At 38.1% G+C, this 22,732-nt stretch carries 26 protein-coding genes and 1 other RNA gene; 14 read left to right on the forward strand and 13 right to left on the reverse strand.

Annotation, left to right across the window (positions count from 1 at the left end):
• Positions 1-18: 18 nt before the first annotated feature.
• From F928_RS12290 to F928_RS22000, 3 genes are all read left to right on the forward strand, one after another.
• Positions 19-1,332 carry a DUF445 domain-containing protein gene (locus F928_RS12290; protein ID WP_005070566.1) on the forward strand — a complete coding sequence of 438 codons (1,314 nt, stop codon included), beginning with the start codon at positions 19-21 and terminating at the stop codon, positions 1,330-1,332.
• An 86-nt stretch (positions 1,333-1,418) separates the two neighbouring features.
• Entirely contained in the window at positions 1,419-2,072 is a 654-nt protein-coding gene (gene adk, locus F928_RS12295; RefSeq protein ID WP_002117671.1) for an adenylate kinase, read from the forward strand.
• Between the two features lie 71 nt (positions 2,073-2,143).
• Positions 2,144-2,281: a hypothetical protein gene (locus F928_RS22000; protein WP_002117672.1), complete on the forward strand. Its 138-nt coding sequence runs from the start codon at positions 2,144-2,146 to the stop codon at positions 2,279-2,281.
• Between the two features lie 37 nt (positions 2,282-2,318).
• Here the strand turns inward: F928_RS22000 and nth are convergent, their stop codons facing one another.
• Together nth and rnfB are read right to left on the reverse strand one after the other, a co-directional pair.
• Complete coding sequence (gene nth / locus F928_RS12300) at positions 2,319-3,008, reverse strand: endonuclease III (RefSeq protein ID WP_002117539.1); 690 nt, start codon at positions 3,006-3,008, stop codon at positions 2,319-2,321.
• Positions 3,009-3,800, reverse strand: coding sequence for an RnfABCDGE type electron transport complex subunit B (rnfB, locus tag F928_RS12305; RefSeq protein ID WP_005075514.1), 792 nt, complete (start codon positions 3,798-3,800; stop codon positions 3,009-3,011).
• Between the two features lie 272 nt (positions 3,801-4,072).
• Between rnfB and gdhA the strand changes: the two genes are divergently transcribed.
• The gene (gdhA, locus tag F928_RS12310) at positions 4,073-5,476 is read left to right on the forward strand and encodes an NADP-specific glutamate dehydrogenase (protein WP_005075518.1); all 1,404 of its coding nucleotides are present in this window, start codon (positions 4,073-4,075) and stop codon (positions 5,474-5,476) included.
• A 53-nt stretch (positions 5,477-5,529) separates the two neighbouring features.
• On the opposite strand, the gene hslJ is transcribed toward gdhA, so the two are convergent.
• The 5 genes from hslJ to F928_RS12335 form a co-directional block, all read right to left on the reverse strand.
• On the reverse strand, positions 5,530-6,639 hold the full coding sequence (gene hslJ, locus F928_RS12315) for an META and DUF4377 domain-containing protein (protein WP_005075521.1): 1,110 nt from the start codon (positions 6,637-6,639) through the stop codon (positions 5,530-5,532).
• A gap of 168 nt (positions 6,640-6,807) precedes the next feature.
• Positions 6,808-7,584, reverse strand: a complete 777-nt coding sequence (locus tag F928_RS12320) for a DODA-type extradiol aromatic ring-opening family dioxygenase (RefSeq protein WP_005075524.1) — start codon at positions 7,582-7,584, stop codon at positions 6,808-6,810.
• 112 nt (positions 7,585-7,696) lie between these two features.
• Positions 7,697-8,176: a 23S rRNA (pseudouridine(1915)-N(3))-methyltransferase RlmH gene (gene rlmH / locus F928_RS12325; protein WP_002054393.1), complete on the reverse strand. Its 480-nt coding sequence runs from the start codon at positions 8,174-8,176 to the stop codon at positions 7,697-7,699.
• Positions 8,177-8,479: 303 nt separating this feature from the next.
• Positions 8,480-10,909, reverse strand: a complete 2,430-nt coding sequence (gene lon, locus F928_RS12330) for an endopeptidase La (RefSeq protein WP_002117591.1) — start codon at positions 10,907-10,909, stop codon at positions 8,480-8,482.
• Between the two features lie 444 nt (positions 10,910-11,353).
• Positions 11,354-11,938, reverse strand: coding sequence for a 5-formyltetrahydrofolate cyclo-ligase (locus F928_RS12335; protein ID WP_005075527.1), 585 nt, complete (start codon positions 11,936-11,938; stop codon positions 11,354-11,356).
• Between the two features lie 223 nt (positions 11,939-12,161).
• Here F928_RS12335 and F928_RS12340 point away from each other — a divergent pair, with 223 nt between their 5' ends.
• The 3 genes from F928_RS12340 to F928_RS12345 all read left to right on the forward strand — a co-directional run bounded on the left by F928_RS12340 (position 12,162) and on the right by F928_RS12345 (position 13,146).
• The gene (locus F928_RS12340) at positions 12,162-12,506 is read left to right on the forward strand and encodes a hypothetical protein (RefSeq protein WP_002117616.1); all 345 of its coding nucleotides are present in this window, start codon (positions 12,162-12,164) and stop codon (positions 12,504-12,506) included.
• A 112-nt stretch (positions 12,507-12,618) separates the two neighbouring features.
• Complete coding sequence (locus F928_RS22005) at positions 12,619-12,732, forward strand: hypothetical protein (RefSeq protein WP_002117788.1); 114 nt, start codon at positions 12,619-12,621, stop codon at positions 12,730-12,732.
• A 93-nt stretch (positions 12,733-12,825) separates the two neighbouring features.
• The gene (locus tag F928_RS12345) at positions 12,826-13,146 is read left to right on the forward strand and encodes a hypothetical protein (RefSeq protein ID WP_002117636.1); all 321 of its coding nucleotides are present in this window, start codon (positions 12,826-12,828) and stop codon (positions 13,144-13,146) included.
• A gap of 140 nt (positions 13,147-13,286) precedes the next feature.
• Here the strand turns inward: F928_RS12345 and ssrS are convergent.
• The 3 genes from ssrS to F928_RS12355 form a co-directional block, all read right to left on the reverse strand.
• Positions 13,287-13,471: non-coding RNA, 6S RNA (gene ssrS / locus F928_RS22010), on the reverse strand.
• Between the two features lie 193 nt (positions 13,472-13,664).
• Positions 13,665-13,949 (reverse strand): cell division protein ZapA, encoded by a 285-nt coding sequence (locus F928_RS12350; RefSeq protein WP_002117766.1) that lies wholly within the window; start codon positions 13,947-13,949, stop codon positions 13,665-13,667.
• A complete protein-coding gene (locus tag F928_RS12355; protein WP_002117619.1) occupies positions 13,946-14,506 on the reverse strand; it encodes a hypothetical protein in 561 nt (186 codons plus the stop codon). The genes F928_RS12350 and F928_RS12355 overlap by 4 nt, the downstream gene beginning before the upstream one ends.
• Positions 14,507-14,570: 64 nt before the next feature.
• Between F928_RS12355 and F928_RS12360 the strand changes: the two genes are divergently transcribed.
• From F928_RS12360 to F928_RS12380, 5 genes are all read left to right on the forward strand, one after another.
• A complete protein-coding gene (locus F928_RS12360; protein WP_002117501.1) occupies positions 14,571-15,200 on the forward strand; it encodes a UPF0149 family protein in 630 nt (209 codons plus the stop codon).
• 67 nt (positions 15,201-15,267) lie between these two features.
• Positions 15,268-16,590, forward strand: coding sequence for a Xaa-Pro aminopeptidase (pepP, locus tag F928_RS12365; RefSeq protein ID WP_005075536.1), 1,323 nt, complete (start codon positions 15,268-15,270; stop codon positions 16,588-16,590).
• A 31-nt stretch (positions 16,591-16,621) separates the two neighbouring features.
• Positions 16,622-17,830: a 2-octaprenyl-6-methoxyphenyl hydroxylase gene (gene ubiH, locus F928_RS12370; protein WP_002117518.1), complete on the forward strand. Its 1,209-nt coding sequence runs from the start codon at positions 16,622-16,624 to the stop codon at positions 17,828-17,830.
• The gene (gene ubiF / locus F928_RS12375) at positions 17,827-19,059 is read left to right on the forward strand and encodes an FAD-dependent monooxygenase (RefSeq protein ID WP_005075538.1); all 1,233 of its coding nucleotides are present in this window, start codon (positions 17,827-17,829) and stop codon (positions 19,057-19,059) included. Before ubiH ends, ubiF begins: the two co-directional genes overlap by 4 nt.
• A 207-nt stretch (positions 19,060-19,266) precedes the next feature.
• Positions 19,267-19,518, forward strand: a complete 252-nt coding sequence (locus F928_RS12380; RefSeq protein WP_002117665.1) for a hypothetical protein — start codon at positions 19,267-19,269, stop codon at positions 19,516-19,518.
• Positions 19,519-19,556: 38 nt separating this feature from the next.
• Here the strand turns inward: F928_RS12380 and F928_RS12385 are convergent, their stop codons facing one another.
• Complete coding sequence (locus F928_RS12385) at positions 19,557-19,958, reverse strand: MerR family transcriptional regulator (RefSeq protein WP_005075541.1); 402 nt, start codon at positions 19,956-19,958, stop codon at positions 19,557-19,559.
• 65 nt (positions 19,959-20,023) lie between these two features.
• Between F928_RS12385 and F928_RS12390 the strand changes: the two genes are divergently transcribed.
• Positions 20,024-20,665: a cation efflux transmembrane domain-containing protein gene (locus F928_RS12390; RefSeq protein WP_005075543.1), complete on the forward strand. Its 642-nt coding sequence runs from the start codon at positions 20,024-20,026 to the stop codon at positions 20,663-20,665.
• A gap of 55 nt (positions 20,666-20,720) precedes the next feature.
• Here F928_RS12390 and F928_RS12395 read toward each other — a convergent pair whose 3' ends face one another.
• The gene (locus F928_RS12395) at positions 20,721-21,323 is read right to left on the reverse strand and encodes a LysE/ArgO family amino acid transporter (RefSeq protein ID WP_005075544.1); all 603 of its coding nucleotides are present in this window, start codon (positions 21,321-21,323) and stop codon (positions 20,721-20,723) included.
• Positions 21,324-21,428: 105 nt separating this feature from the next.
• Here F928_RS12395 and iciA point away from each other — a divergent pair, with 105 nt between their 5' ends.
• Positions 21,429-22,319: a LysR family transcriptional regulator ArgP gene (iciA, locus tag F928_RS12400; protein ID WP_005075547.1), complete on the forward strand. Its 891-nt coding sequence runs from the start codon at positions 21,429-21,431 to the stop codon at positions 22,317-22,319.
• 2 nt (positions 22,320-22,321) lie between these two features.
• Here the strand turns inward: iciA and F928_RS12405 are convergent, their stop codons facing one another.
• Entirely contained in the window at positions 22,322-22,708 is a 387-nt protein-coding gene (locus tag F928_RS12405) for a hypothetical protein (protein WP_005075550.1), read from the reverse strand.
• Between the last annotated feature and the right edge of the window lie 24 nt (positions 22,709-22,732).

Raw genomic sequence — 22,732 nt, forward strand, 5'->3', positions numbered from 1 at the left:
TAAATACGAGAGTCTTACATGTTAGAGTACGTCAGTGGATTGTGGCAGACCTTTTTACACAGACCTGATTTTTGGGCCGTTTTGAGTATTATTCCCGTAACGGCTTTTGTCACATGGGCACATGTGTGGATGGCTTTAAAAATGGTTTTTTACCCAATTAAATTTTGGGGATTCCATTTAGGGCCCTTGCCAGTAGGTTGGCAAGGTATTGTGCCACGTAAAGCAGGACGTATCTCTGGGATTATTACCGATAACACTTTATCTAAATTAGGTTCATTGCGTGAATTTTTAGAAGCAATGGATCCTGAAGATATGGCGCGTATTATTGGTGAACAAGTCGGTTTTGAACTTGAACATCTTATTGATGAAGTCATGATCGATCGTAATGCAGTGCTTTGGGAAAATCTACCTTATTCAATTAAACGCCGTATTTATGCTCAAGCACATAAGCAATTGCCGGGTGTGTTAAAAGAATTAGTGACTGAGCTGACCATGAATGTAGAGTCACTGGTTAACATGCGTGAAATGGTCGTGAGCCAGATGGAAGGTGATCGCCGTTTAATGGTACGTATGTTCTTAAAGGTGGGTCAAAAAGAAATTAACTTTATTTGGCATATTAGTGCACTGATTGGCATGTTCTTTGGTATTTTCCAAATGGTGGTTTGGTTTGTAGTACCATGGCACTGGACAGTACCATTTTGGGCTGCGATTTGGGGCTTTTTAACTAACTGGATCGCAATCTGGATGGTGTTTAACCCAATTGAGCCGCATTATATTCGTTATCCACAGATTTTTAGATTAACAAAAGATCGTAAGTTTCCATGGATTGTACCAGTTCTTCGAATTGGGACCTATAATGTCCAAGGCGCTTTTATGAAGCGTCAAGAGGAAGTCTCTGATGTGTTTTCGAGCGTAGTCACAGAAGATCTGATCACGTTAAAATCGATTATGACCGAAATGATGTATGGGCCGCGTAAAGATAAAACGCGCCGCATTGTTAAGCGTCATATTAACGAAATCATGGAAACCCCGTTAGTTCGCACCTCTTTACAGCTTTCTTTAGGGCCAAGAGAGTACGCAAGATTAAAGACGGACTTGATTGATCGTTCAATTGAAATTACGATGGGACCCGTATGTGACCCAGCACTGAACGCAAGCCGGGCACAGAAGATTTTTCAAATGTTTAAAGAGCGTATTCGTGAACTAACACCAAAAGAATTTCAGAATTTATTACGTCCTGCATTTCAGGAGGATGAGTGGATTCTTATTGTACTAGGTGGGGTAACCGGATTTATTGCTGGTACAATACATTTGTTTGTGGCTTTCTTATAATTCGATGTCAGGCAGGATCTATTGAAGATTAACGAGACTTTTTCTGCCGGACTTCATATTCATTGTTTTAAATGAGGATGTTTTTTATGCGCATTATTTTACTCGGACCACCTGGAGCAGGCAAAGGGACTCAGGCTCAGTTGATCTGTAAGCGCTACAATGTCCCACAAATTTCAACCGGTGATATGCTCCGTGCTGCGATTCGTGAAGGTACTGAATTAGGTCTAAAAGCTAAAAGTGTAATGGAATCTGGTGGTTTGGTTTCAGATGAACTTATTATCGGTTTAGTAAAAGAACGTATTGCTCAACCTGACTGTGCAAATGGCTGCATTTTCGATGGTTTCCCACGTACTATTCCACAAGCTGAAGCTTTGGAAAAAGAAGGGATCAGTATCGATCACGTGATTGAAATTGATGTCCCTGATGAAGAAATCGTAAAACGTCTTTCTGGTCGTCGTCAGCATCCAGCTTCTGGCCGTGTTTATCACACTGTATACAATCCACCTAAAGTGGAAGGTAAAGATGATGAAACTGGTGAAGATCTTGTTCAACGTCCAGATGACCAAGAAGAAACAATCCGTAAGCGTTTAGCGTCTTATCACACTGAAACAGAGCAACTGGTTGGTTTCTACCAAGGCCGTGCTGCTTCTGGTGAAAATGCTCCAACTTATGACAAGCTTGATGGCTTGCGTACAATTGAAGATGTACAAAAAGATTTGTTCAACATCTTAGACAAATAATTTAATATTGTTTGTGATAATGAGCCCTCTTTGTGAGGGCTCTTTTCTTTCATTCAGTGCAGGAGAACAATATGAAAATCATATTGATTTTGGTGGTATTGCTGAGTCTGGCACTAGTAATATTTTTGGCTTTTCAAAGCTACAAAATGCTAAGACAGGTTCAAAAACAAGCAAAAGAAGAGCGTAATGAAAAAAAGCGTCTAAAGTAAGTTTGATTGGGTATGATCCCTATACCCAACTATATTTTTAAGCTTCAATATTTTTAATGGCAATTTGCTTTTGTGCGCCAAATTCAAAACGATCAGGCCAGTTACAGACATCTGCAACAACACATTCTGCACATTTAGGTTTACGGGCGATACAACAATAACGACCGTGTAATATGAGCCAGTGATGTGAATCTAAAATAAATTCTTTAGGAATGACCTTAATTAAGCGGTGCTCAACCTCAAGAACATTTTTACCTACTGCTAAACCAGTTCGATTTCCTACTCGGAAAATATGAGTATCGACAGCCATGGTGGGTTGTCCGAAAGCCGTATTTAAAACCACGTTAGCTGTTTTACGCCCGACACCCGGTAAAGCTTCTAAATCTTTTCTGTTGCTTGGAACTTCGCCGTTAAATTGTTCCATTAAAATCTTACAGGTCTTAATGACATTTTCGGCTTTTGCGTTATAGAGACCAATTGTCTTGATATATTCCTTTAACCCATCTACGCCCAAGTTATAGATTTTCTCGGCTGTATTCGCCACAGGGTAGAGTTTATCAGTTGCTTTATTAACACTTACGTCGGTCGCTTGAGCTGACAACATAACTGCAATAAGTAGCTCAAATGGAGATGAATATTTTAACTCGGTTTGAGGTGAAGGTCGTTGTTCGCGAAGGCGTTCAAAGAAAATTTGAATCTGCTTTTTCGTCATATTCTTGACGGCCATTCAGACCTCCTGTAATTGCATGAGTTGCTGTTGAAGTTCTTCAAGTTGAAGACGTTTTTTAGCATCTTCATGTACACTGAGTTGTTTTTCCAGTTTCTTAATTTGCGTACGAATTTTCGCTAACTCAATTGTAGTTTTTGCATCAGTTGACACAACTTCTTTGGGTTTCTCGATGAGCTCGATTGAAGGTACTTCATCAAGTGCCTGAGAGAACTGGGCAAACAGTTGGGTATCAATTTCAGCACGTACTACAGGCCCTTTACGGTGAGTACGACGTTTTTCTTCGCGCTGAATGTGAGCGTAATAACGTTGTCTTAAATCATTTTGTTCAGCAATACGCTGTTGCTCATTTGGTAATGCTTGCGTGTCTTCGACCAAATCAATGCAATCTACCGGACAAGGTGGAATACATAACTCACAACCTGTACATAAGTCAGTCAAGATGGTATGCATGAGCTTACCACTCCCAATAATAGCATCTACAGGGCAAGCACTAATACATTTGGTGCAACCAATACATTCATCTTCCCGAATAATTGCTTTCATTCGTTGGGGACGACCATCGGCCTGTACAGGCCATATGCTAGTTTCAGCGGTTAACACTGGACGATTTAATAGATTTGCGAGTGCATCGGCTACAGGCTGACCACCTGGAACGCATTTATTTGCTTCTTCACCTTCAGCAATCGACTTTGCGTAGGGTAGACATCCATCACGATGTCCACATAAACCACACTGAGTCTGTGGTAATAACGCATCAATCTCGCGTATGAGAGAAATAGATGAATTCATAGTGGGCAAATAGCTTGGTTAAAACGATGCGATAATGAAGAAAAACCTAAGTAAGGTCAATGGATTTTAACGAATTTATTGGCTTTTTCATTGACCTAAAATGTAGCCAATATTGCACAATAATAGATCAATAAAAATGAAAAGATAAATGACTATTTCTTATTTTTAAGTAGTTTTTCTAAAAATAACTTTTTGATAATTAAGGTAAATAAAATAATTTAAAATAAGTATTGTTAAAATTGATGGAAAGGGATTTAATATTTTGCTGCTAAATGATGCATTTAAAAATGTATTGCACCAATTTAATTCATTACTATGCTGAGGACCGTGCATTGAAATACAACAACCTGAATGAATTCCTGAATTACGTGCAAGCGCGTGATCCGCATCAACCTGAGTTCTTACAAGCTGTCGAAGAAGTTATGACGAGTTTGTGGCCATTTATTGAAAAAAATCCGGAATATGCAGAGCAGGGATTGCTAGAACGTTTGGTTGAACCAGAGCGTGTTATTCAATTCCGTGTTTCATGGATGGATGATCAAGGCCAGACTCAAGTTAACCGTGCTTTTCGCGTTCAATACAATTCAGCAATTGGTCCATTCAAAGGTGGAATGCGTTTCCATCCATCGGTCAATCTATCAATTTTAAAATTTTTAGGTTTTGAGCAGACTTTTAAAAACTCACTTACTACTTTACCAATGGGTGGCGGGAAAGGTGGTTCAGATTTTGATCCTAAAGGTAAATCTGATGCTGAAATTATGCGATTCTGTCAGGCATTAATGATTGAGCTTTATCGCCATTTAGGACCAAATACGGATATTCCTGCGGGTGACATTGGCGTGGGTGCGCGTGAAGTCGGTTATATGGCAGGCATGATGAAAAAGCTGAGTAACGACACCGCTTGTGTCTTTACCGGTAAGGGAATTTCATTTGGTGGTAGCTTGATGCGTCCTGAAGCCACTGGTTATGGTACGGTTTATTTTGCAGAAGAAATGCTTAAAGCCCGTGGACAATCTTTTGCTGGTAAAACTGTTTCTGTTTCAGGTTCTGGTAACGTCGCACAATATGCAGCAGAAAAGGCGATGTTCTTAGGAGCAAAAGTTGTTACCTTGTCGGACTCAAACGGCACAGTTTATTTAAAAAATGGTTTTACAGATGAGTTACTTGCTGAAGTAATGGAACTGAAAAACGTTAAACGTGGTCGTATTTCCGAGTTTGCTTCTAAACATGGTTTTGAATACTTTGAAGGAAAAACACCTTGGCATATTCCTGTTGATATTGCTTTGCCATGTGCTACACAAAATGAATTAACAGGTGAAGACGCTAAAAAACTTATTTCTAACGGTGTCATTTGTGTAGCTGAAGGCGCTAATATGCCATCTACACTTGAAGCAGTTGAACACTTTATCGAAGCTAAAATTTTGTATGCGCCAGGTAAAGCATCTAATGCGGGTGGTGTGGCAACTTCTGGTTTAGAAATGTCTCAAAATGCAATTCGTTTAGGCTGGACCCATGCTGAAGTCGATGAACGCTTACATGCAATCATGAAAGACATTCATGCCAACTGTGTAAGATATGGTACTAAAGAAGACGGTACTGTGAACTATGTAGATGGTGCCAATATTGCAGGTTTTGTAAAAGTTGCTGATGCAATGCTTGCTCAAGGTATTTTCTAAGATAGAAATAAAAAATCCGATGCATAAGCATCGGATTTTTTTAGTCTAAAAACTTATTTTTTAGGTTTTTTAACTAACTCTTGTTCTACAACCATATCTAATACATCTGCTTGACTAGATTGGTCTGCAGCTGGGTTTTTCACTTCAAAACGTTTTACACGCAAAATTACGCGTTGGTCTGGTTTATGTTCAAACCCTTCGATTTGACCGTAATATAATGACCAGTTTTTGTCAGCGTAAGTTTTAACACCTTTGTCATCATATTTAATTTCACGAACTTGCATACAAGTTTGTGGCGCAACACCAGTACAAGATTTAGTTTCCGGAGCTACTTCAAGGAAAACTGTTTTTCCTTCAGATTGATATTTTGCTTCAGGTGTCATTTTACCAGTGAAAGTATATTTCTGGCCTTGAGCATCAGATACTGTCAATGTTGGTTGATCAACATTTGTAGTATTGAGTTCAAATGGAATTGCACGTTTTTGGAAGAGGCTGCTAGAGAACTGTTCCTGTTTCATTAAAGCAGGTTCACACGCCATCATCGTCGACATTACGTCAGCTGTTACGATGGTGTTGTTTTCAACTTTCCAAGTTGTGCCTTGGCGGTTACAACCTGTTGCGATAGATAAACGATCATTTGTAAAGTTAAGAACGATTGGTTTTTTAGTATTTTCAGGCTGATATGACCAAGAGTAATCTGTTAAAGCTTGAGTATTAACTGCTTTTTGACCTTGGAAAATGTGTTTTTGACCAGTTTTATCTGTCACCGTTAAAATCACCTGACCATTAGTGTTGCTAATTTCAATTGGTAATTTTGCTTCATTAAAGATGCTAGTAGAAAGTTGTTCTTGTTTCATTAAATCATCTTGGCAAGCCATCATCGTTGAAACAAGATTAGAAGTAACGAGTTGGTTGCCTTCAACTTTCCAAGTACCGCCTTGGCCATTACAGCCCGTATTAACGGCTAATTTACCATCTGCATTAAAGTTAAGAATAAGTGGTTTAGAAGCTTTTACATTTTGATAAGTCCATGCATATTCACCTAAAGTGGTTGCAAGGTTTTGTTGTTGCTCAGAAACAATTGGAGCAGGAGTATTAGTAACTGTTTGACACGCCATCAAAGAAAAAGGTAATAACGCAAGAATTAAATATTTAATTTTCATTTAAAAACTTCAAGTAAAAAAACAACAGTAATAAGCTTAAAACATTCTTAAAAAAAGAAAATGTAAACATTTGATTGTTTCGGTTTTTAAAATGTATAAGTTTGTAAATTATTCTAATTTTCAACAAAAATAATGGTATACCCCGCAAAACGGGGTATTTCTTAATAATTAATCAAAACGATAGATGTCCATTCCTAATGAACCCATTGTGAAGCTACTATGAACAATCGTAAAGCGATTGCCTGTACCCATAGCAAAAAACAAAGGTGCAAAATGTTCAAGCGTAGGGTGGTTACGTTTCACAAACGGCAGTGATTGCCAGTCTAAAACTCCATCATAATCTTGATGGGAAAGCTTATTAACGACAGTATTTCTAAAAGTTGAAGCCCATTCAGGAACTTTAGAGTTGTCTCCTTGCCAAGATAACTCTGCAAGATTATGAGTAATACTTCCTGAACCAATGAGTAAGATTTGTTTATCACGTAAAGGGGCAAGCGTTTGTCCTATACGATAAATTTCTTGTGCACTTAAATTTGATGGCAAAGAAATTTCGACTACAGGAATGTCTGCATCTGGGTACATATGCAATAAAGGCATCCATACGCCATGATCACGAGGACGGGTACTATTGGCATGTGCAACAAAGTGAGCATCTGCCAATAGTTTTAAGATTTCTTCTGCTAATGCTGGTTCGCCAGGCGCACTGTAGCGAATTTCATATAATTCTTTAGGAAATCCACGGAAATCATGCCACGTTTCAGGACGAGTCGAAATGCTCACTTCAAGTGCTTTACTTTCCCAGTGCGCAGACATCACAATGATTGCTTTAGGTATAGGAAGATTTGTGCCTAAACGGTGTAGAGCAGGTCCCACTTGTTCTGGATCAAGTGCAAGCATGGGCGAGCCATGGGAAATAAACAGTCCAGGAAGGGTTTGTAGTTCCATTTCATTACACCTGAGTTGAAAAGCAGAATAATAGTCATTATGCCAAAATCAGGACATGTTAAAAGTATCCTGATTTCAACGGATTGTTCTTAAAATGAAACGTTTGTTCCTTTTATGCACGGTGATAGGGATGATTGTGATTAATACTCATGGCCCGATATAGTTGCTCGATTAATAAAACACGTACTAAGGGATGGGGCATCGTAAGTTTTGAAAGTGACCAATGCCAAGCGGCAGCTTTACGTACCTGATCGGATAAACCATCTGGACCGCCAATCGCAAGTGCTACATCATTACCCTCAAGCATCCATTGTTTCATTGTATCAGCTAATTTTTCTGTACTTAGTTCCCGACCACCAACTTCAAGAGCAATTAAGGTTTCATTCGGTTTTAAAGCATTTAAAATGCTTTCGCCTTCAATTTGGCAATACTTTAAAATATCCGCTTCTGAATCATTCTTACCACGTTTGGCCATAGGTAGTTCAATAACTTGGGTTTGAACAAAAGGTTGGATGCGTTTGAAATAATCTTCAAAACCAGTAAGAACCCAAGCAGGCATTTTTTGACCAATGGTCAGAATACGAATTTTCATGTTATCTATTCATTCAAATACAGCTGGCGCATTATACCTGATGAATGAAAGTATCTGACGATCTAAAAAGCTGGCATAAAAAACGCAGTCCAAAAAACAGTGTTGGACTGCGATCAAATGATCATCTGTCTGGAGTTCAGATGATCATAGAGAATAAAAACAAGGCTATCTAAGAATTAGATAGTTAAGAGTACTCATTTATTTAAATACTCTTATTACCTATTATGAGGATGGTTGGATATTTTTCAATCAAATTGTGTAACAAAAAAAAGAGAGCCGAAGCTCTCTTTTTTATATTTTTAATTAGTGACGTGCTGCTTTTGAGCCTTCCACCGGTTTTACAATCGGTGTTTTAGGTAAAGGCTTTGGCATCGAAACTAATGCTAAAGGTAAGATGTCATCAATACTTTTCACAGCTTTGATTTCCAAACCTTCTTTAACATTCGCAGGAATTTCTGCTAAGTCTCGAACGTTATCTTGAGGAATAAAGACAAGCTTGATTCCACCGCGGTGTGCTGCAAGAAGTTTTTCTTTTAAGCCACCAATACGCATTGCACGACCACCTAAGCTTGTTTCACCAGTCATTGCAATATCAGGACGAATTGCAATACCTGTAAATGCTGATACAAGCGCAGTTGTTAATGCTAAACCAGCAGATGGACCATCTTTTGGTGTTGCACCTTCAGGTAAGTGAACGTGTACATCAGTTTCTTCAAAACGAGAAGCTTCAATACCTAACTCATCCGCACGTGTACGCACTAAAGTCATTGCTGTGGTAATAGACTCTTTCATTACGTCACCGAGTGAACCAGTCGTAATGAATTTACCTTTACCTTTGACAGCTGCAACTTCAATTGTCAGTAATTCACCACCTACAGATGTCCAAGCTAGACCATTTACGCGTCCTACTTGTGCTTCATCTTCTGCGATACCGAAGTCAAACTTGTGTGGACCTAAGTATTCTGGAAGATTGGCAGAAGTCACATCAAGTTGTAAGTTTTTAGACTTTTTACTTACTGCTTCTTTTACCACTTTACGCGCAATTTTAGATACTTCACGTTCTAAACTACGTACACCAGCTTCACGTGTATAACGTTGAACAATGTCACGAATCGCTTCTTCATGAATTGTTAACTCTTTTGGACGTAGACCATTGTTCTTAATTGCTTTTGGAACAAGGTAACGTTCAGCAATGTTAACTTTCTCATCTTCGGTATAACCCGGTAGACGAATAACTTCCATACGGTCAAGCAAGGCTTCTGGAATATTCATACTGTTTGCAGTACAGATGAACATCACTTCAGATAAGTCAAGATCAAGATCTAAATAGTGATCGTTGAACTTACTGTTTTGCGATGGATCTAATACTTCAAGCAATGCAGAAGCAGGATCGCCACGGTAGTCTTGCGCCATCTTGTCAATTTCGTCGAGTAAGAACAATGGGTTCTTCACGCCAACTTTTGTTAAAGATTGCACAATTTTACCTGGCATCGCACCAATATAAGTACGACGGTGACCACGAATTTCTGCTTCGTCACGTACACCACCGAGTGCCATACGAACAAATTCACGACCAGTTGCTTTCGCGACAGACTCACCAAGTGAAGTTTTACCTACACCAGGAGGGCCTACTAAACATAGAATCGGACCTTTGAGCTTTTTAACACGCGACTGAACAGCTAAGTATTCAACAATACGGTCTTTTACGTCATCTAAGCCGTAGTGATCTGTATCGAGAATTTCCTGTGCTTTCGCGAGGTTAATACTCACTTTGCTCGCTTTATTCCACGGTGTATCTAAAATTACTTCTAGATAGTTACGTACAACAGCTGCTTCACTAGACGCTGGTTGCATTGCTTTAAGCTTACGGAACTCAGCTTCAGCTTTTTTACGTACGTGTTCAGGTAAATCAGCTTCAGCAAGACGTTTCTCTATTTCAGCAACGTCATCTTCAGCACCGCCATTCATGTCAGAAAGTTCACGTTGAATAACTTTCATTTTTTCATTTAGAAAGTATTCACGTTGGTTTTTTTCCATTTGGCGTTTTACGCTGTCATGCAAAGTTTGTTCAATTTGCTGTTCAGCAGATTGATTTACCAAGTAGCTCATAAGCTCTTGCAAATGTGCTTCAAACTCATCGTGCTCTAAAAACTTCTGTTTAATTTCAATATTTAGAGGCACACGTGTTGCTACGAAGAACATGAGTTGTAGCAAGTCTTCAATTTTATTAGCCGCAGCAACAAGTTCGCGTGCATTACGTAATTTTGCTTCAGCATATTGAGCAAATAAAGTACGTAACTCTTGCAAACGAGTTTCTTGAGTAGCTTTATCTACGTTAATTGTCATTGGACTTAAGCTGTGTTCAGCAGTCAAATGGCTATCTTCATCGATAATCTTTTCAAGTTTAGAGCGATGTAAACCTTCAATAAGTACTTTAATGCAGTTTTCATCATTCTCATGATTTACGACTTGAACAATCTTAGCGACAGTTCCGTACTGATAAAGGTTATCGTGATCAATTTCTTCTGTAAGCGAATCTTTTTGCGCAACTACAAATACTAAATTGTCACTGTTACGAGCCACATCAACTGCATTGATCGATTTTTCACGACCCACGAATAACGCAATTTGCATGTGTGGGTAGACCACTACATCACGTAACGCTAAAAGTGGTAATACACTTGGAACCTGAGGCTCTAAGTCAGTTTTTTCATTCATAATAAGTTCAGACATGGGCACTCCTAATGAGTGACAACGAGGTTGCCATGTTTTTTATAGTGATGTGTATTTCAAAAATTACAAGGGCCTCTCTATAGAAAATGTGGAAAAAATGACTAATTTAGTCAACTTTTTTATTAAAATATTATGAATCAATGGATTAATTCTTAAGAAGAATAAAATTTTGTAGAAAGGATAGGTAATTTAGCTTAATAATTATGAAATATTCATATAGTAAAAAAGACGTTTGGATGGAAAATAACCATTTTCTTATGTCATTTGTCGGCATTGTATAATTAACAATAATGCAAAACTTATTTAATATTGAACATTAAATAGCCGTGTTACTATAAGTTGGTAAATCGGTCTGTCACGTAGAAGTAACCATCCTTAGGGTGGTTACTTTTATGATTTTAGGGGCATTAAAAACTTAAGACTAATTTTAATTTTCTATAAATATTATCTTTTAAAATAATAAATATGTTGAGGGGTGAGTAAAGCATCTAAGGGTTGATCCCAACTTTGACGTTTTAAAGTATGTTCGATAAATTGAAATTGATGAGCCATTCCTAAACGATAAGGCTTATGTTTTGCACTAGCCAATGTACGGTCATAATAGCCGCCTCCCATACCAATACGCGTACCGTATTGATCACAAGCTAAAAGTGGCATTAACAGTAAATCAAGTTTTGATACATGTTTTCCTCTTGTTGCCATGGGTTCTTTCATACCCAATGGATGATGAGAAAAACGTCGATTTACATATTGGTTTTTAGATATTCTTACCCAGACTAAACGTTGGTTCATAGAACAAATCATAGGTAAATAAACTTGTTTATTTTTTTGAAAACATAACTTTATGATCAGATCTGTATGAACTTCTCCGAAGGCATGTAAATATAAACCAATTTTTTTTGATGAATGAAAAATAGCAAGACTGTTTAAATGATGGAGAACATTAAGCTGAGCTTTTTTTTGCTCCAATGGGGACAAAGAGCGTCTTTTAGATCTTAAATTTTTTCTAATAAAACTAAGTTCATTCATGCGTAAATCTAACAAAGATTTGAGATCAGTCGAGCAAAATTATACCTATTTTTCTTAAGATTTATGGAAATAGAGAACTAATTAAGAAATAACTTTAAATTTACTTGATACAAGGTATTTTCTTTAGCGATAAAAAATTCTATTTCTTTACGTATTACCAGTATTTATTTACATTTAATCAGATAAGAATATTTAAAAGGATGAATGTGAAATTGTTAAGCCTATGAAGTTAAAAATTTTAACCATTACAATAAGCGCTAGTCTGCTACTTGGTGGGTGTACAAAACAAACAGAACCTGAAGCTGCTGAAGTTGACTATAAAGCTCAATTTGAAGAATCTGACCGTAAAATAGGAGAGTTTCTAGATCAACTAGATAACCCGAATACACCTCAAGAAGTTAGAGTCAAAATCTTATGTCATGACTATCCAGAAGTTTATAAGACCCAATATATGCCTGCCTTAATAAAAATTTCGCCTAAACCTTATACCGAAGACAAATTATTAGCGGATTTGAAAAGTGCGACTGACTACTATAAGGATGCTTTTGCGATTAGATGCACTCAATAAGTTTGTTTTGATTTTAATCTCAAAAAATTCGATAAATGTGAATTGATTGGCATTATTGAGTTGTGATAAATTTTCTTCTATCTTTATAAGTGAAAGTTTAGGGGATTTAGATATGGAAATCTTAAAGTTTTTACAGAGTTTTAATACAGTTGGTACATACTTAACGATCGCTTCAACCGTTTTAGTAGGTCTAATTATTTATTTTTATGTGATTAATCCAGCATAAAAACCTTTAAAAGAAATAGGGATCAATTTCCTATTTCTTTATTAATAATAAAATTCTGTAATTAATTCAAAGCTATAAAAATAAGGTAGGTATATGAGATTTAAATTATTTTTTCTTAGTTTTTTAGCTTTTGGCTGTTATGCCGATGAAAGTGTAAATGACCCCGAAATTTGTAATGTGGTAAAGAAAGTTTCTTATACTGTCATGGAAGCGCGTCAACAAAAAGTCCCATCTGAAGAATTGCAGCATATAGCGAATAGTCTTGAAGATCCAAAGGCAAAAAAACTTTATCAAGATTTAATTACTTCTGCTTACTCAACCAAAGTATTCAAGACCAGCTTCTTTAAACGAAAAGCGATAGAAGATTTTCAAACAGCTTGGTATCAAGAATGCCTGAGTAGAAAAGAAAAGTAATTTTGAATGCAGAGACTTATTCATCTCTAAAATAATAATGTGATGCTTATTGAATGCTTGAGAAAAAGATCGTACCGACAGGTCTGTATTGAAAGGCAAATTAAAATAAATATTTGAAATTTTATTATTTAGTTAAAAGTAAATGCTCCGAAGATGCCGCTGCATGTGTCGTTACCCTGAACCCGATGAGTTCAAGGTGGACGCGACGTATACTTGCTGGGTTTCCTACTCGAAGGTAGGCATACACTCTAAATATACAGAACGCAATCCATAAGTTTAAGTATCGGCAGGGGAATAGACCCGCTGGCGAACATCCCAGAGATAGCTTAAGTATAACTGATCTAACTATGTTGGCAATCACTTCAGCCTATGGAACTGTAAACTTAGTTTGCGTTTGATGAAGCTTTGTACATTGAAAGTAGATAAAACGATATTCAACTGTAGTTGATAGTCAAAATAAAAAAAAGCCTTGCATCTATGATTTATAGAGCAAGGCATTTTGTGGTAATCAAAGCTTGTTAAATAACCTGTTCCACATCTTCTAAAATCGCTTGCAGTAGGCGTTCACAGTGAGTGTATTCCTGCAAAGATTTATTAAGGCTTAGCACCTCTTGAGTTAACTGTAGAGCAACCATAATGACTAGTTTGTTGTGCTCAACACGTGGGGCACTACGGCGCATGTCATTAAATTTCTCATTGAGAAGTTGTGCAGCGCGTTCAAGTTCATCTTTTTTATCTGAGGTAGTCGCGAGTCTAAAAGTCTGCTCAATTAGCCTAAGCTCTACCATGACTTGTTCACTCATGATTGGATCTCCTCACCAGTTTCAGCATTAGGATGGGCAAGTTGCTGGATTTCTTGAGCGTGTTGATCTTGAGCAGTGCCTAAAATTCCTAAACGCTGAATAATGGCTTCAACTTTTGATTTGGCAAGCTCATTTTTTTGTAACAAACGGTCACGATCTTGTTGTAAATCATGCAGCTCTTGTTGGGTTTGACGCTGGTGGGCTTGTAACTTCTCTTTTGCAACACGTAATTCATTTCGTTCTGCAAGAATTTCTTGAAAACGATTTTTTAAATCAGTCGTACTTTTTTCTAATCGGCTATAACGTTCGGCAAGTGTGTTAGCATCTTGATTCAATTGTTGAAATTGACCTTTTAACTGAGAAAGTTGCTCAGTTACCGACTCAATTTCCTCTTGTTTTTTAGTGATAATACTATTTTTTTGCACAACTTGTGCGTGATGCTCTGTTTCAGCCAGTTCTTTAGCTTCTGAGAGTGCCGCATGTTCACTCTCTAAATGATGTAAGCGTGTTTTTAAAACGCTAATATGCGCTTGTAGCCGCTGTAATTGTTCTAACATAACGAGGTCGCACAGAATTGCAATCAAAGGTAATATATACAAAGTATAGAGATTGGATAAACGAATGCAAGACGATATTTCAGGCTGGACAGATTGGAACGCTCATTTTGAAGGAATTGAAGAAATTTCAAGCCCTAGTGAGTTACATGGTCTATTAACAGGTATTGTTTGTGTGACAGAAGCACCTACGCGTGAAGAATGGTCACAAATTTTAACAACCCTTAATGTGCCAGAGTTAAGTGAAGATGCTTTAGCGCTTTTGACTGACGAAGCAGAAGATGTGGTTCATGCTTTATCTGAAGATGAATTAGATTATTTACCAATGCTTCCAGATGATGAACATCTACTTCAAGAGCGTGTGCAAGCATTATCTGATTGGTGTGCGGGTGTTGTATTAGGTTTCGGTTTGGCATCGGGTCATGTTCGTAGTGATGAGCGCGAATTGATTGAACACCTTCAAGATGTTGCAGCAGTTGAATTTGAAGATTCTGACAATGATGAGGAAGGTGAAAGCAGTTACGAAGAATTGTATGAATTTGTACGCTTAATCCCTGTAAGCTTGTCGATTGGTAGAAAAAAAATCACTGTAGCTGAAAGTTCATTATTGAAAAACTTTCATGCAAAAAGTAAAACTGCGGCTCTAGGTACAGATCAGAATATTGTAGAAATGTTCACACCACATCGTCCAAGCTAATTGAGGCGATGTGTTATTGGTTGTATTTTATTTTTTGACTTTAAAATTCTAAATCAAGTAGATCATTATGAAATTGCCTCAAGCTGATTTTCAACATCGTAGAGACCGTTTAGCAGAAAAAATGGGTCCTAACAGTATTGCAATTATTGCAACGCGTGAGGAGATGTACCGTAATCGTGATGCGGATTATAAATTCCGTGCCGATAGTAGTTTTTTCTATTTGACGGGCTTTGCTGAGCCTGAAGCAGTTGCAGTTATTGAAACTTTTGAGGATGTAACTGACTATAGCTATAGTCTTTTCTGCCGTGAACGTAACCGTGAGATGGAAATCTGGAATGGTTACCGTGCCGGAATTGACGGTGCAATCGAAGACTATGATGCAGATGAAGCCTATGCAATTGATCTGCTTGATGAAGAAATTATTGAAAAGTTATTAAATAAAGAGCGTCTTTATTATCGAATCGGACACAATGCTGCGTTTGATGCACGAGTGAGCCAGTGGATTAAAAAAGCAGATGCTGAGCATCGACATCAAGGTGCTCCAGCTCAACTGGTACAGCTCGACCGTATTGTCGATGAAATGCGGTTAATCAAGTCACCACAAGAACTTGAGCTGATGCAAATTGCTTCAAAAATTAGTGCTCAGGCACATACTCGTGCAATGCAAACTGTTCGCCCTGGCATGATGGAATATGCACTAGAAGCCGAGCTCAATTATATATTTGGGCAAAACGGATGTGTGCCTTCTTACAACAGTATTGTTGGTGGTGGGGCTAATGCTTGTATTTTGCACTATGTTGAAAATAACCAACCTCTTAAAGACGGTGATTTAGTCTTAATTGATGCTGCATGTGAATATGAGTTCTATGCATCAGATATTACCCGTACTTTTCCGGTAAATGGTAAATTTAGTGCTGAGCAAAAAGCATTATATGAAGTTGTCTTGGCTTCTCAATATGCGGCAATTGATGCAGTACGCATTGGTAATTCGTACCGTGAGCCTCATGAAGTAGCAGTTAAAATTTTAACCGAAGGCTTAGTGGATTTAGGTCTGCTCAACGGGGATATTAACGAACTTATCGAAACCGAAGCATACCGTCAATTTTATATGCATGGTACAGGTCATTGGTTAGGAATGGATGTACATGATGTCGGGTCTTACAAAAAAGGTGAAGACTGGCGTCAATATGAAGAAGGTATGGTCGTTACCGTTGAACCAGGCCTATACATTGCACCAGACGATGAAACTGTAGATAAAAAATGGCGTGGTATTGGTATTCGTATTGAAGATGATGTGGTCGCAACATCAAAAGGTCCGCGAGTTTTAACTGCTGATGTAGTTAAAAATATTGCAGATATTGAACATTTAATGGCGCAAGCTAAATCATAATTAAACGTATTCGCCAAAGGAGCACAACTCGATGCAACAACAAGTGATTATTGTAGGTGGGGGAATGGTTGGACTTAGCCTTTCACTCATGCTGGCGAAGGCTAATATTGCAGTAAAGCTGTTAGAAGCTGTGAAATACCCAAACTATGATGATCAAAATGTTGCCCCTTATCATTCCAGTTTCGATGCGCGTAATACGGCTTTATCGCGTCGTAGCGTCCAGATTTATCAGAAGCTGGGGTTATGGGATGCATTACAGCAGCACGCGACTCCAATTCTACAAGTTCACATTACTGAACAAGGTAGTTTTGGTAAGGCACGATTAATTGCAGAACAAGAAAAAGTCGAAAGCTTTGGGCAGGTGATTGAAAATGCTTGGTTGGGTCGTGTTTTATTGACTCAAGTACGTCAGCAGCCTTTGATTGAGCTGATTGATGGCGTTCAAGTGACTGCTTTAACTCAAGATGCTGAGCAAGTACATATTGAGGCCAAGCGTGGTGATGAAGTTTTAAAACTTGAGTCAAAGCTATTAATTGCCGCAGATGGACGTGACTCTTTCTGTCGTCAGGCAATTGGCGTCGGTGTTGATGTTCATGATTATGATCAGGTTGCAATTGTCACTACTGTTCAGACTTCAAAACCCCATGAACAAGTCGGTTTTGAGCGTTTTAGTGCATTAGGTCCTTTAGCTTTATTGCCTTTACCGGGCGAATATCGCCGTTCGGTTGTATGGCCTGTTAAAAAAGGCACTGAAGGTGAGTGGTTAGGTGAAGAAAACGACCAACACTTTTTAGATGCTTTGCAAAAAACCTATGGTGACAGAGCGGGTAAATTTGAAAAAACCGGCAGACGTTTTAGCTATCCACTTTCACAAGTGCTCGCACATAAACAAGCTGTAGGTCGCGTTATTTTAATGGGTAATGCGGCGCATACAATCCATCCTGTTGCAGGACAGGGCTTTAACCTATGCCTACGTGATGCGGATGTTTTAGTACGTTATTTAGTAAACCAGCTAACCGCTTCTGACGATATCGGTAACCCAGATAATTTACTGGCCTATGAACAAGCCCGTTTGTCAGATCAACAGCGAGTAATTAAGTTCTGTGACACAGTGGTTCGTGGTTTTAGTAACCAAAATCCATTATTAAAATTAATTCGTAATACGGGATTAATTGCATTTGATGTCATTCCAGGTATTAAGCCACTGGTAGCGAACTATGCAATGGGGTTAAAAGCATGAGTGAAATACTAGATGTTGTCATTGTTGGTGGTGGACTGGTTGGTGGTTTAACAGCTTTATTACTTGCCCAAGGTGGTGTACAGCCTACTGTGCTTGATGCTGCTCCTGTACTGGATGTTGAAAAAACACTAAGTGTGATGAACCCGCGTGTTTTAGCACTGAGCCAAGCGACCATTCATTTACTTAAAACTGTCAATGTTTGGGATGATCTAGCACGTCAAATGCCATATACAGGCATGCAAGTGTGGAATCTGAATGGCTATGGTGAAATTAATTTTGGCCACGAGTCCGTACAAAGACCAATGCCAGAACAGTCCTTAGGTTCTATGGTTGAGCCAAGTGTATTGAATGTTGCTATTCAACAAAAAATGCTTGAGCAGTTAACAGATTATCGCACTCAAGTTCGCGTGACTCACATTGAGCAGGGTGTTGGTTGTTGGCATATTCAATTGGCAGATGGTACGACACTTAAAACAAAACTGCTGATTGGTGCAGATGGTGCCAATTCATTTGTACGAGAACAGGCCTTTATTGACCTAGATGTCTTAGATTACAAGCAAGCAGCTATTAGTTGTGCCATTAAAACATCTAAACCCCACAATCATGTTGCTCGTCAAATTTTCTTACCTACAGGGCCTTTAGCTTATTTGCCGATGGCTAGTCTTGAAGAAAGTGAAAATGGCTACTGGCAGTCAATTGTCTGGACACTACCTGATGATTATGCCGATGAATATTCTGCTTTAACCGATCATGAATTTATGCAGCTTTTAACTCGTGAAAGCCAACATATGTTGGGTGAAGTGTTAGATGTACGTTCAAGAGCCCAATTCCCGCTCAAAGCGCGCGCCGCAAAACAGTATGTGAAAGCTGGTTTAGCTTTAATTGGGGATGCAGCACATGTTATCCATCCACTTGCTGGACAAGGGGTAAATATTGGTTGTTTAGATGCGGCTGTACTCTGTGATGCATTACTACATGATTTAGCGCGTGGCGTATGGGCAAATGAACAGACATTGTTGCGTTATGAGCATCGCCGTAAAGGCCAGAATGATGCAATGATGCATAGCATGTCGGCAATTGGCTGGTTGGAAAGTAGTGAGCTATTTCCATTGATTTGGGCTCGGAATGTGGGACTCAAGCAAGTTGAACAAATTTCCTTCTTAAAAGAGCGTTTTATGCAACAAGCAAACGGTTTAGGGTCTTTACAAAACACCCAGTATAGTCGTTAAAATAATTACGAAGTTTATGCTCTACTGGTCTAAATAAATATCAGTAGATATTTTTTAAACAATCATTTATATATCATTACCAATTGGGTTGAAAAAGATACACATTTGACCAATTTGGCTCTTTGCTAAATGCAAAGAGATTGCTAAATTTCTGAGGTCTTAGAACCATAGCGATGATGCAATAGAAATCATTCTGGGGAGTGAAAAATGTCAGATATCAATGATTATGAAGATGCAGAAGATTCTGCTGTAGATGAAGATGAAGCGAAGGCAGCTGAAAGCGGTGCAGCTGATGAAGAAGCAAGCAGTATTAATGATACTGATATTGCTGAGGCAGAAACACTGACTGTGACTGCTAAGCAAAAACAGCGCCAAGCGCTGGAAGATGAAGTTGCCGCATTTTTAGCTCGAGGGGGGAGAATTACCGAAGTTCCTCCAGATGAACATAGCGACCATTAATCCTAAAAAGCATCACATGAGTGATGCTTTTTTTATTTTTAAAGAGAGTTTTGAAGCTCTCTCAAGATCCCGCACTCATCTACTGTTCGGTTGGTAGAGCAGTGCTGTTTTAAATCAATCAAAGATTCTTTTAAAAGTAATAATCGTTCGATTTTTTCAGATACTTCTTTTAAGTATTTATCGACTAAATTATCAATTTCTGTGCAGGCCTGTTTAGGCTGAGTTTTCATTTCCTTTAACGTTTTAATATCAATCAGTGAAATATCTAATTCACGGCAATGCTTAATAAATAAAAGGTCTGCAAGTGTTTGTTCGGTGTAAACACGATAATTATTTTCTGAGCGCTGAATACGGTCCAGCACACCTACTTTTTCGTAATAACGGATCGTATCAATTGGAATATCCGCTTTTTTTGATAATTGACCAATAGAAAAACTCATAAGACTTGACTCTGGAGCTACTCGAGGGTTTTTAATCACTATAAAAGAGTTTTTGAGGAAATAAAATGGCTGGATGTGGTTGTGCTTCAACATGTTCTCCTTCAAAGAAAGTGAGTCCACGTTTTAGAAAAGCATTATGGATCGCACTTGTGATCAATGCCTTAATGTTTGTGGTGGAAATATTGGGAGGTTATAAGGCCCAATCTGTTTCACTTTGGGCAGATGCATTGGACTTCGCCGGAGATGCAGCAAACTATGCACTATCTTTAGTCGTTCTTTCGATGAGTTTATATTGGCGTGCGACAGCGGCATTAGTTAAAGGAATAACGATGGCGGCTTTCGGTGTTTTTGTCATTGCGAAAGTGGTCTGGTCGTATTTTTATGGTGTTTCACCCGAACCAATGGTGATGGGGGCAATTGGTGTAATGGCTCTAATTGCTAACGTTTCTGTGGCGCTTATGCTTTATGCATTTCGTGATGGTGATGCCAACATGCGCTCTGTTTGGTTGTGCAGTAGAAATGACTCAATTGCTAATATTGCTGTAATTTTAGCGGCGGTTGGGGTATTTGGAACAGGCAGTGTATTTCCCGATTTATTTGTTGCCTTTGTCATTGCATACTTGGGTGTATCTTCTGGCTATGCTGTTATAAAACAGTCACAACAAGAAAGAAAACAGGCAAGAGTTATAGTTGCCAGTGAAGCGTAATACTAAAGAGTAATAAAAAAGGATCTTTTTATGATCCTTTTTTAATTTTAAGCCGTTAAAACAAGAGGGTTATAGCGATACTCCACATAACGCAACCAATAATGAAATCTAAAATTTTCCAAGCTTTAGGATTGGTAAATAGTGGCTTTAATAATCTTGCACCATAGCCCAGACTAAAAAAGAAAACCCAAGAGGCAAGAATGCTGCCCAAAGCAAAACTCACTTTATCTTCAAGCTGAGTTGCAACTGAACCAATCAGAACAATAGTGTCTAAATAGACATGAGGATTAAGCCAAGTAAAGGCAAGACAGGTCACTAATGCTTGAGTTAATGTTTGTTTTTGACTGCTATCAAGGTCCATACTTTGGGTAGTCTTAAATGCAGCATAAAATGCTTTGGCACCATAAACGAATAAAAACGTTGCCCCTAAATATTTAGCCACGGTAATTAAGATAGGTGATGCCGTCATGATTTCTGCAAAACCTAATACACCACATGCAATTAAAATTGAGTCGGACAGTGCGCAGATTAAACACAACCAGAATACATATTGCTGTTTAAGCCCTTGTTTGAGGACAAAAGCATTTTGAGCTCCAATTGCTACGATAAGCCCGCTACCAATACCGAAACCTTTAAAAAATATACTAAGAGAGAACATAACAATAAGGTGAAAAAATCAGATATGGGAATTATCTGACTTTTTATTAAAAAATAAGTAAAATTAAGAATATTTAGGTTTGGTTAAAAAAAATTTAGGTTTGATATGTTAGATAGCAAACAATGTGAAGCCTTTCTTGCAGTCGCAGAATTGGGAAGTTTTGATGCGGCAGGGGAGCATTTATATATTACACCCTCGGCAGTGTCCTTACGCGTACAGGCTTTAGAAAAATATTTAGGACAAATTCTAATTATAAGGGGGCGCCCGTGTGTGCTCACTCAAGCAGGGCAAACTTTATTACAACATTTACGGCATACGAGGTTAATGGAGCAAAATTTATTACAAGGTTTGATGGGAAAATCATCAGAATCTGAATTTTATAAAATTGCTCTAGCTTCAAATGCAGATTCATTAGCTACTTGGCTTTTACCAAATATTCAGCAAACACTTTTTAAAGAAAAAATAGTATTAGAACTAAAAATTGATGATCAATCTCACACGCACACTTTATTGGAGACAGGACAAGTCAATGCCTGTATTTCGGCAGAAGAGCAGGTCATGTCAGGTTGTTTAGCTCAACCACTAGGAAAAATGCGTTATAAAATGTTGGCCTCTGCTGAATTTGTAAATAAATGGTTTAGTGCCGGAGTGAATAGAGACGCATTAAGAAAAGCACCAGCAGTTATTTTTAATCATAAAGACTTAATGCATTCAGAGGTTTTACTAAAAGGATACGGTTTACCGATGCAAAGTTATCCTTATAGTTTTATTCCAGCAACAGATGCTTTCGTCAAAGCAATTCAATTAGGTTTAGGCTATGGTATGGTGCCCGAGTTGCAGGTTCAGCCACTACTCGAAAATGGAACACTTGTTGATATTATGCCTGAAGCCGAACTTGATGTTCCTTTATATTGGCACCACTGGAAAAGACAGTCACAGCAACTTGATGTATTAACTGAGACGATTGTTCAGTCAGCAAAAAAGATATTGAGATAAATTTAAGTCCGTGAGCGGGCATAAAAATTTGAAACATGCTGAATATAAAACTCTATATCTTGTGTTGAGTAACCTAAAAGTTGTCCGATTCTACGGTCAAGTTCTAAGCGATCTTCGAGTTGAGTCTCCTTTAGTGATTTTTCAATACATAACACAAGTTCATTTAAATCTGCTAAAGGAGCATTTTTATAGATCAGCATAATTGAAAATGGTAAAGGTAAAGAGGTTTCAATATCTTTACTCAGCATAGATAAAGTACCCTGCTCGAGATGCTCTAAAAACTCGGTAGGTAATAGATCATAAAACAAAGCGATGGGTTTCTCGCCTGAAAGTAGTAATTCTAGTTCACACTCTTCATGCGGTCCAAGTTTTCCAAGCTGTACATTCATGTAAATACTCTTATTTTTATCTTT

This window comes from Acinetobacter pittii ATCC 19004 = CIP 70.29, from assembly GCF_000369045.1.
Classification (GTDB): domain Bacteria; phylum Pseudomonadota; class Gammaproteobacteria; order Pseudomonadales; family Moraxellaceae; genus Acinetobacter; species Acinetobacter pittii.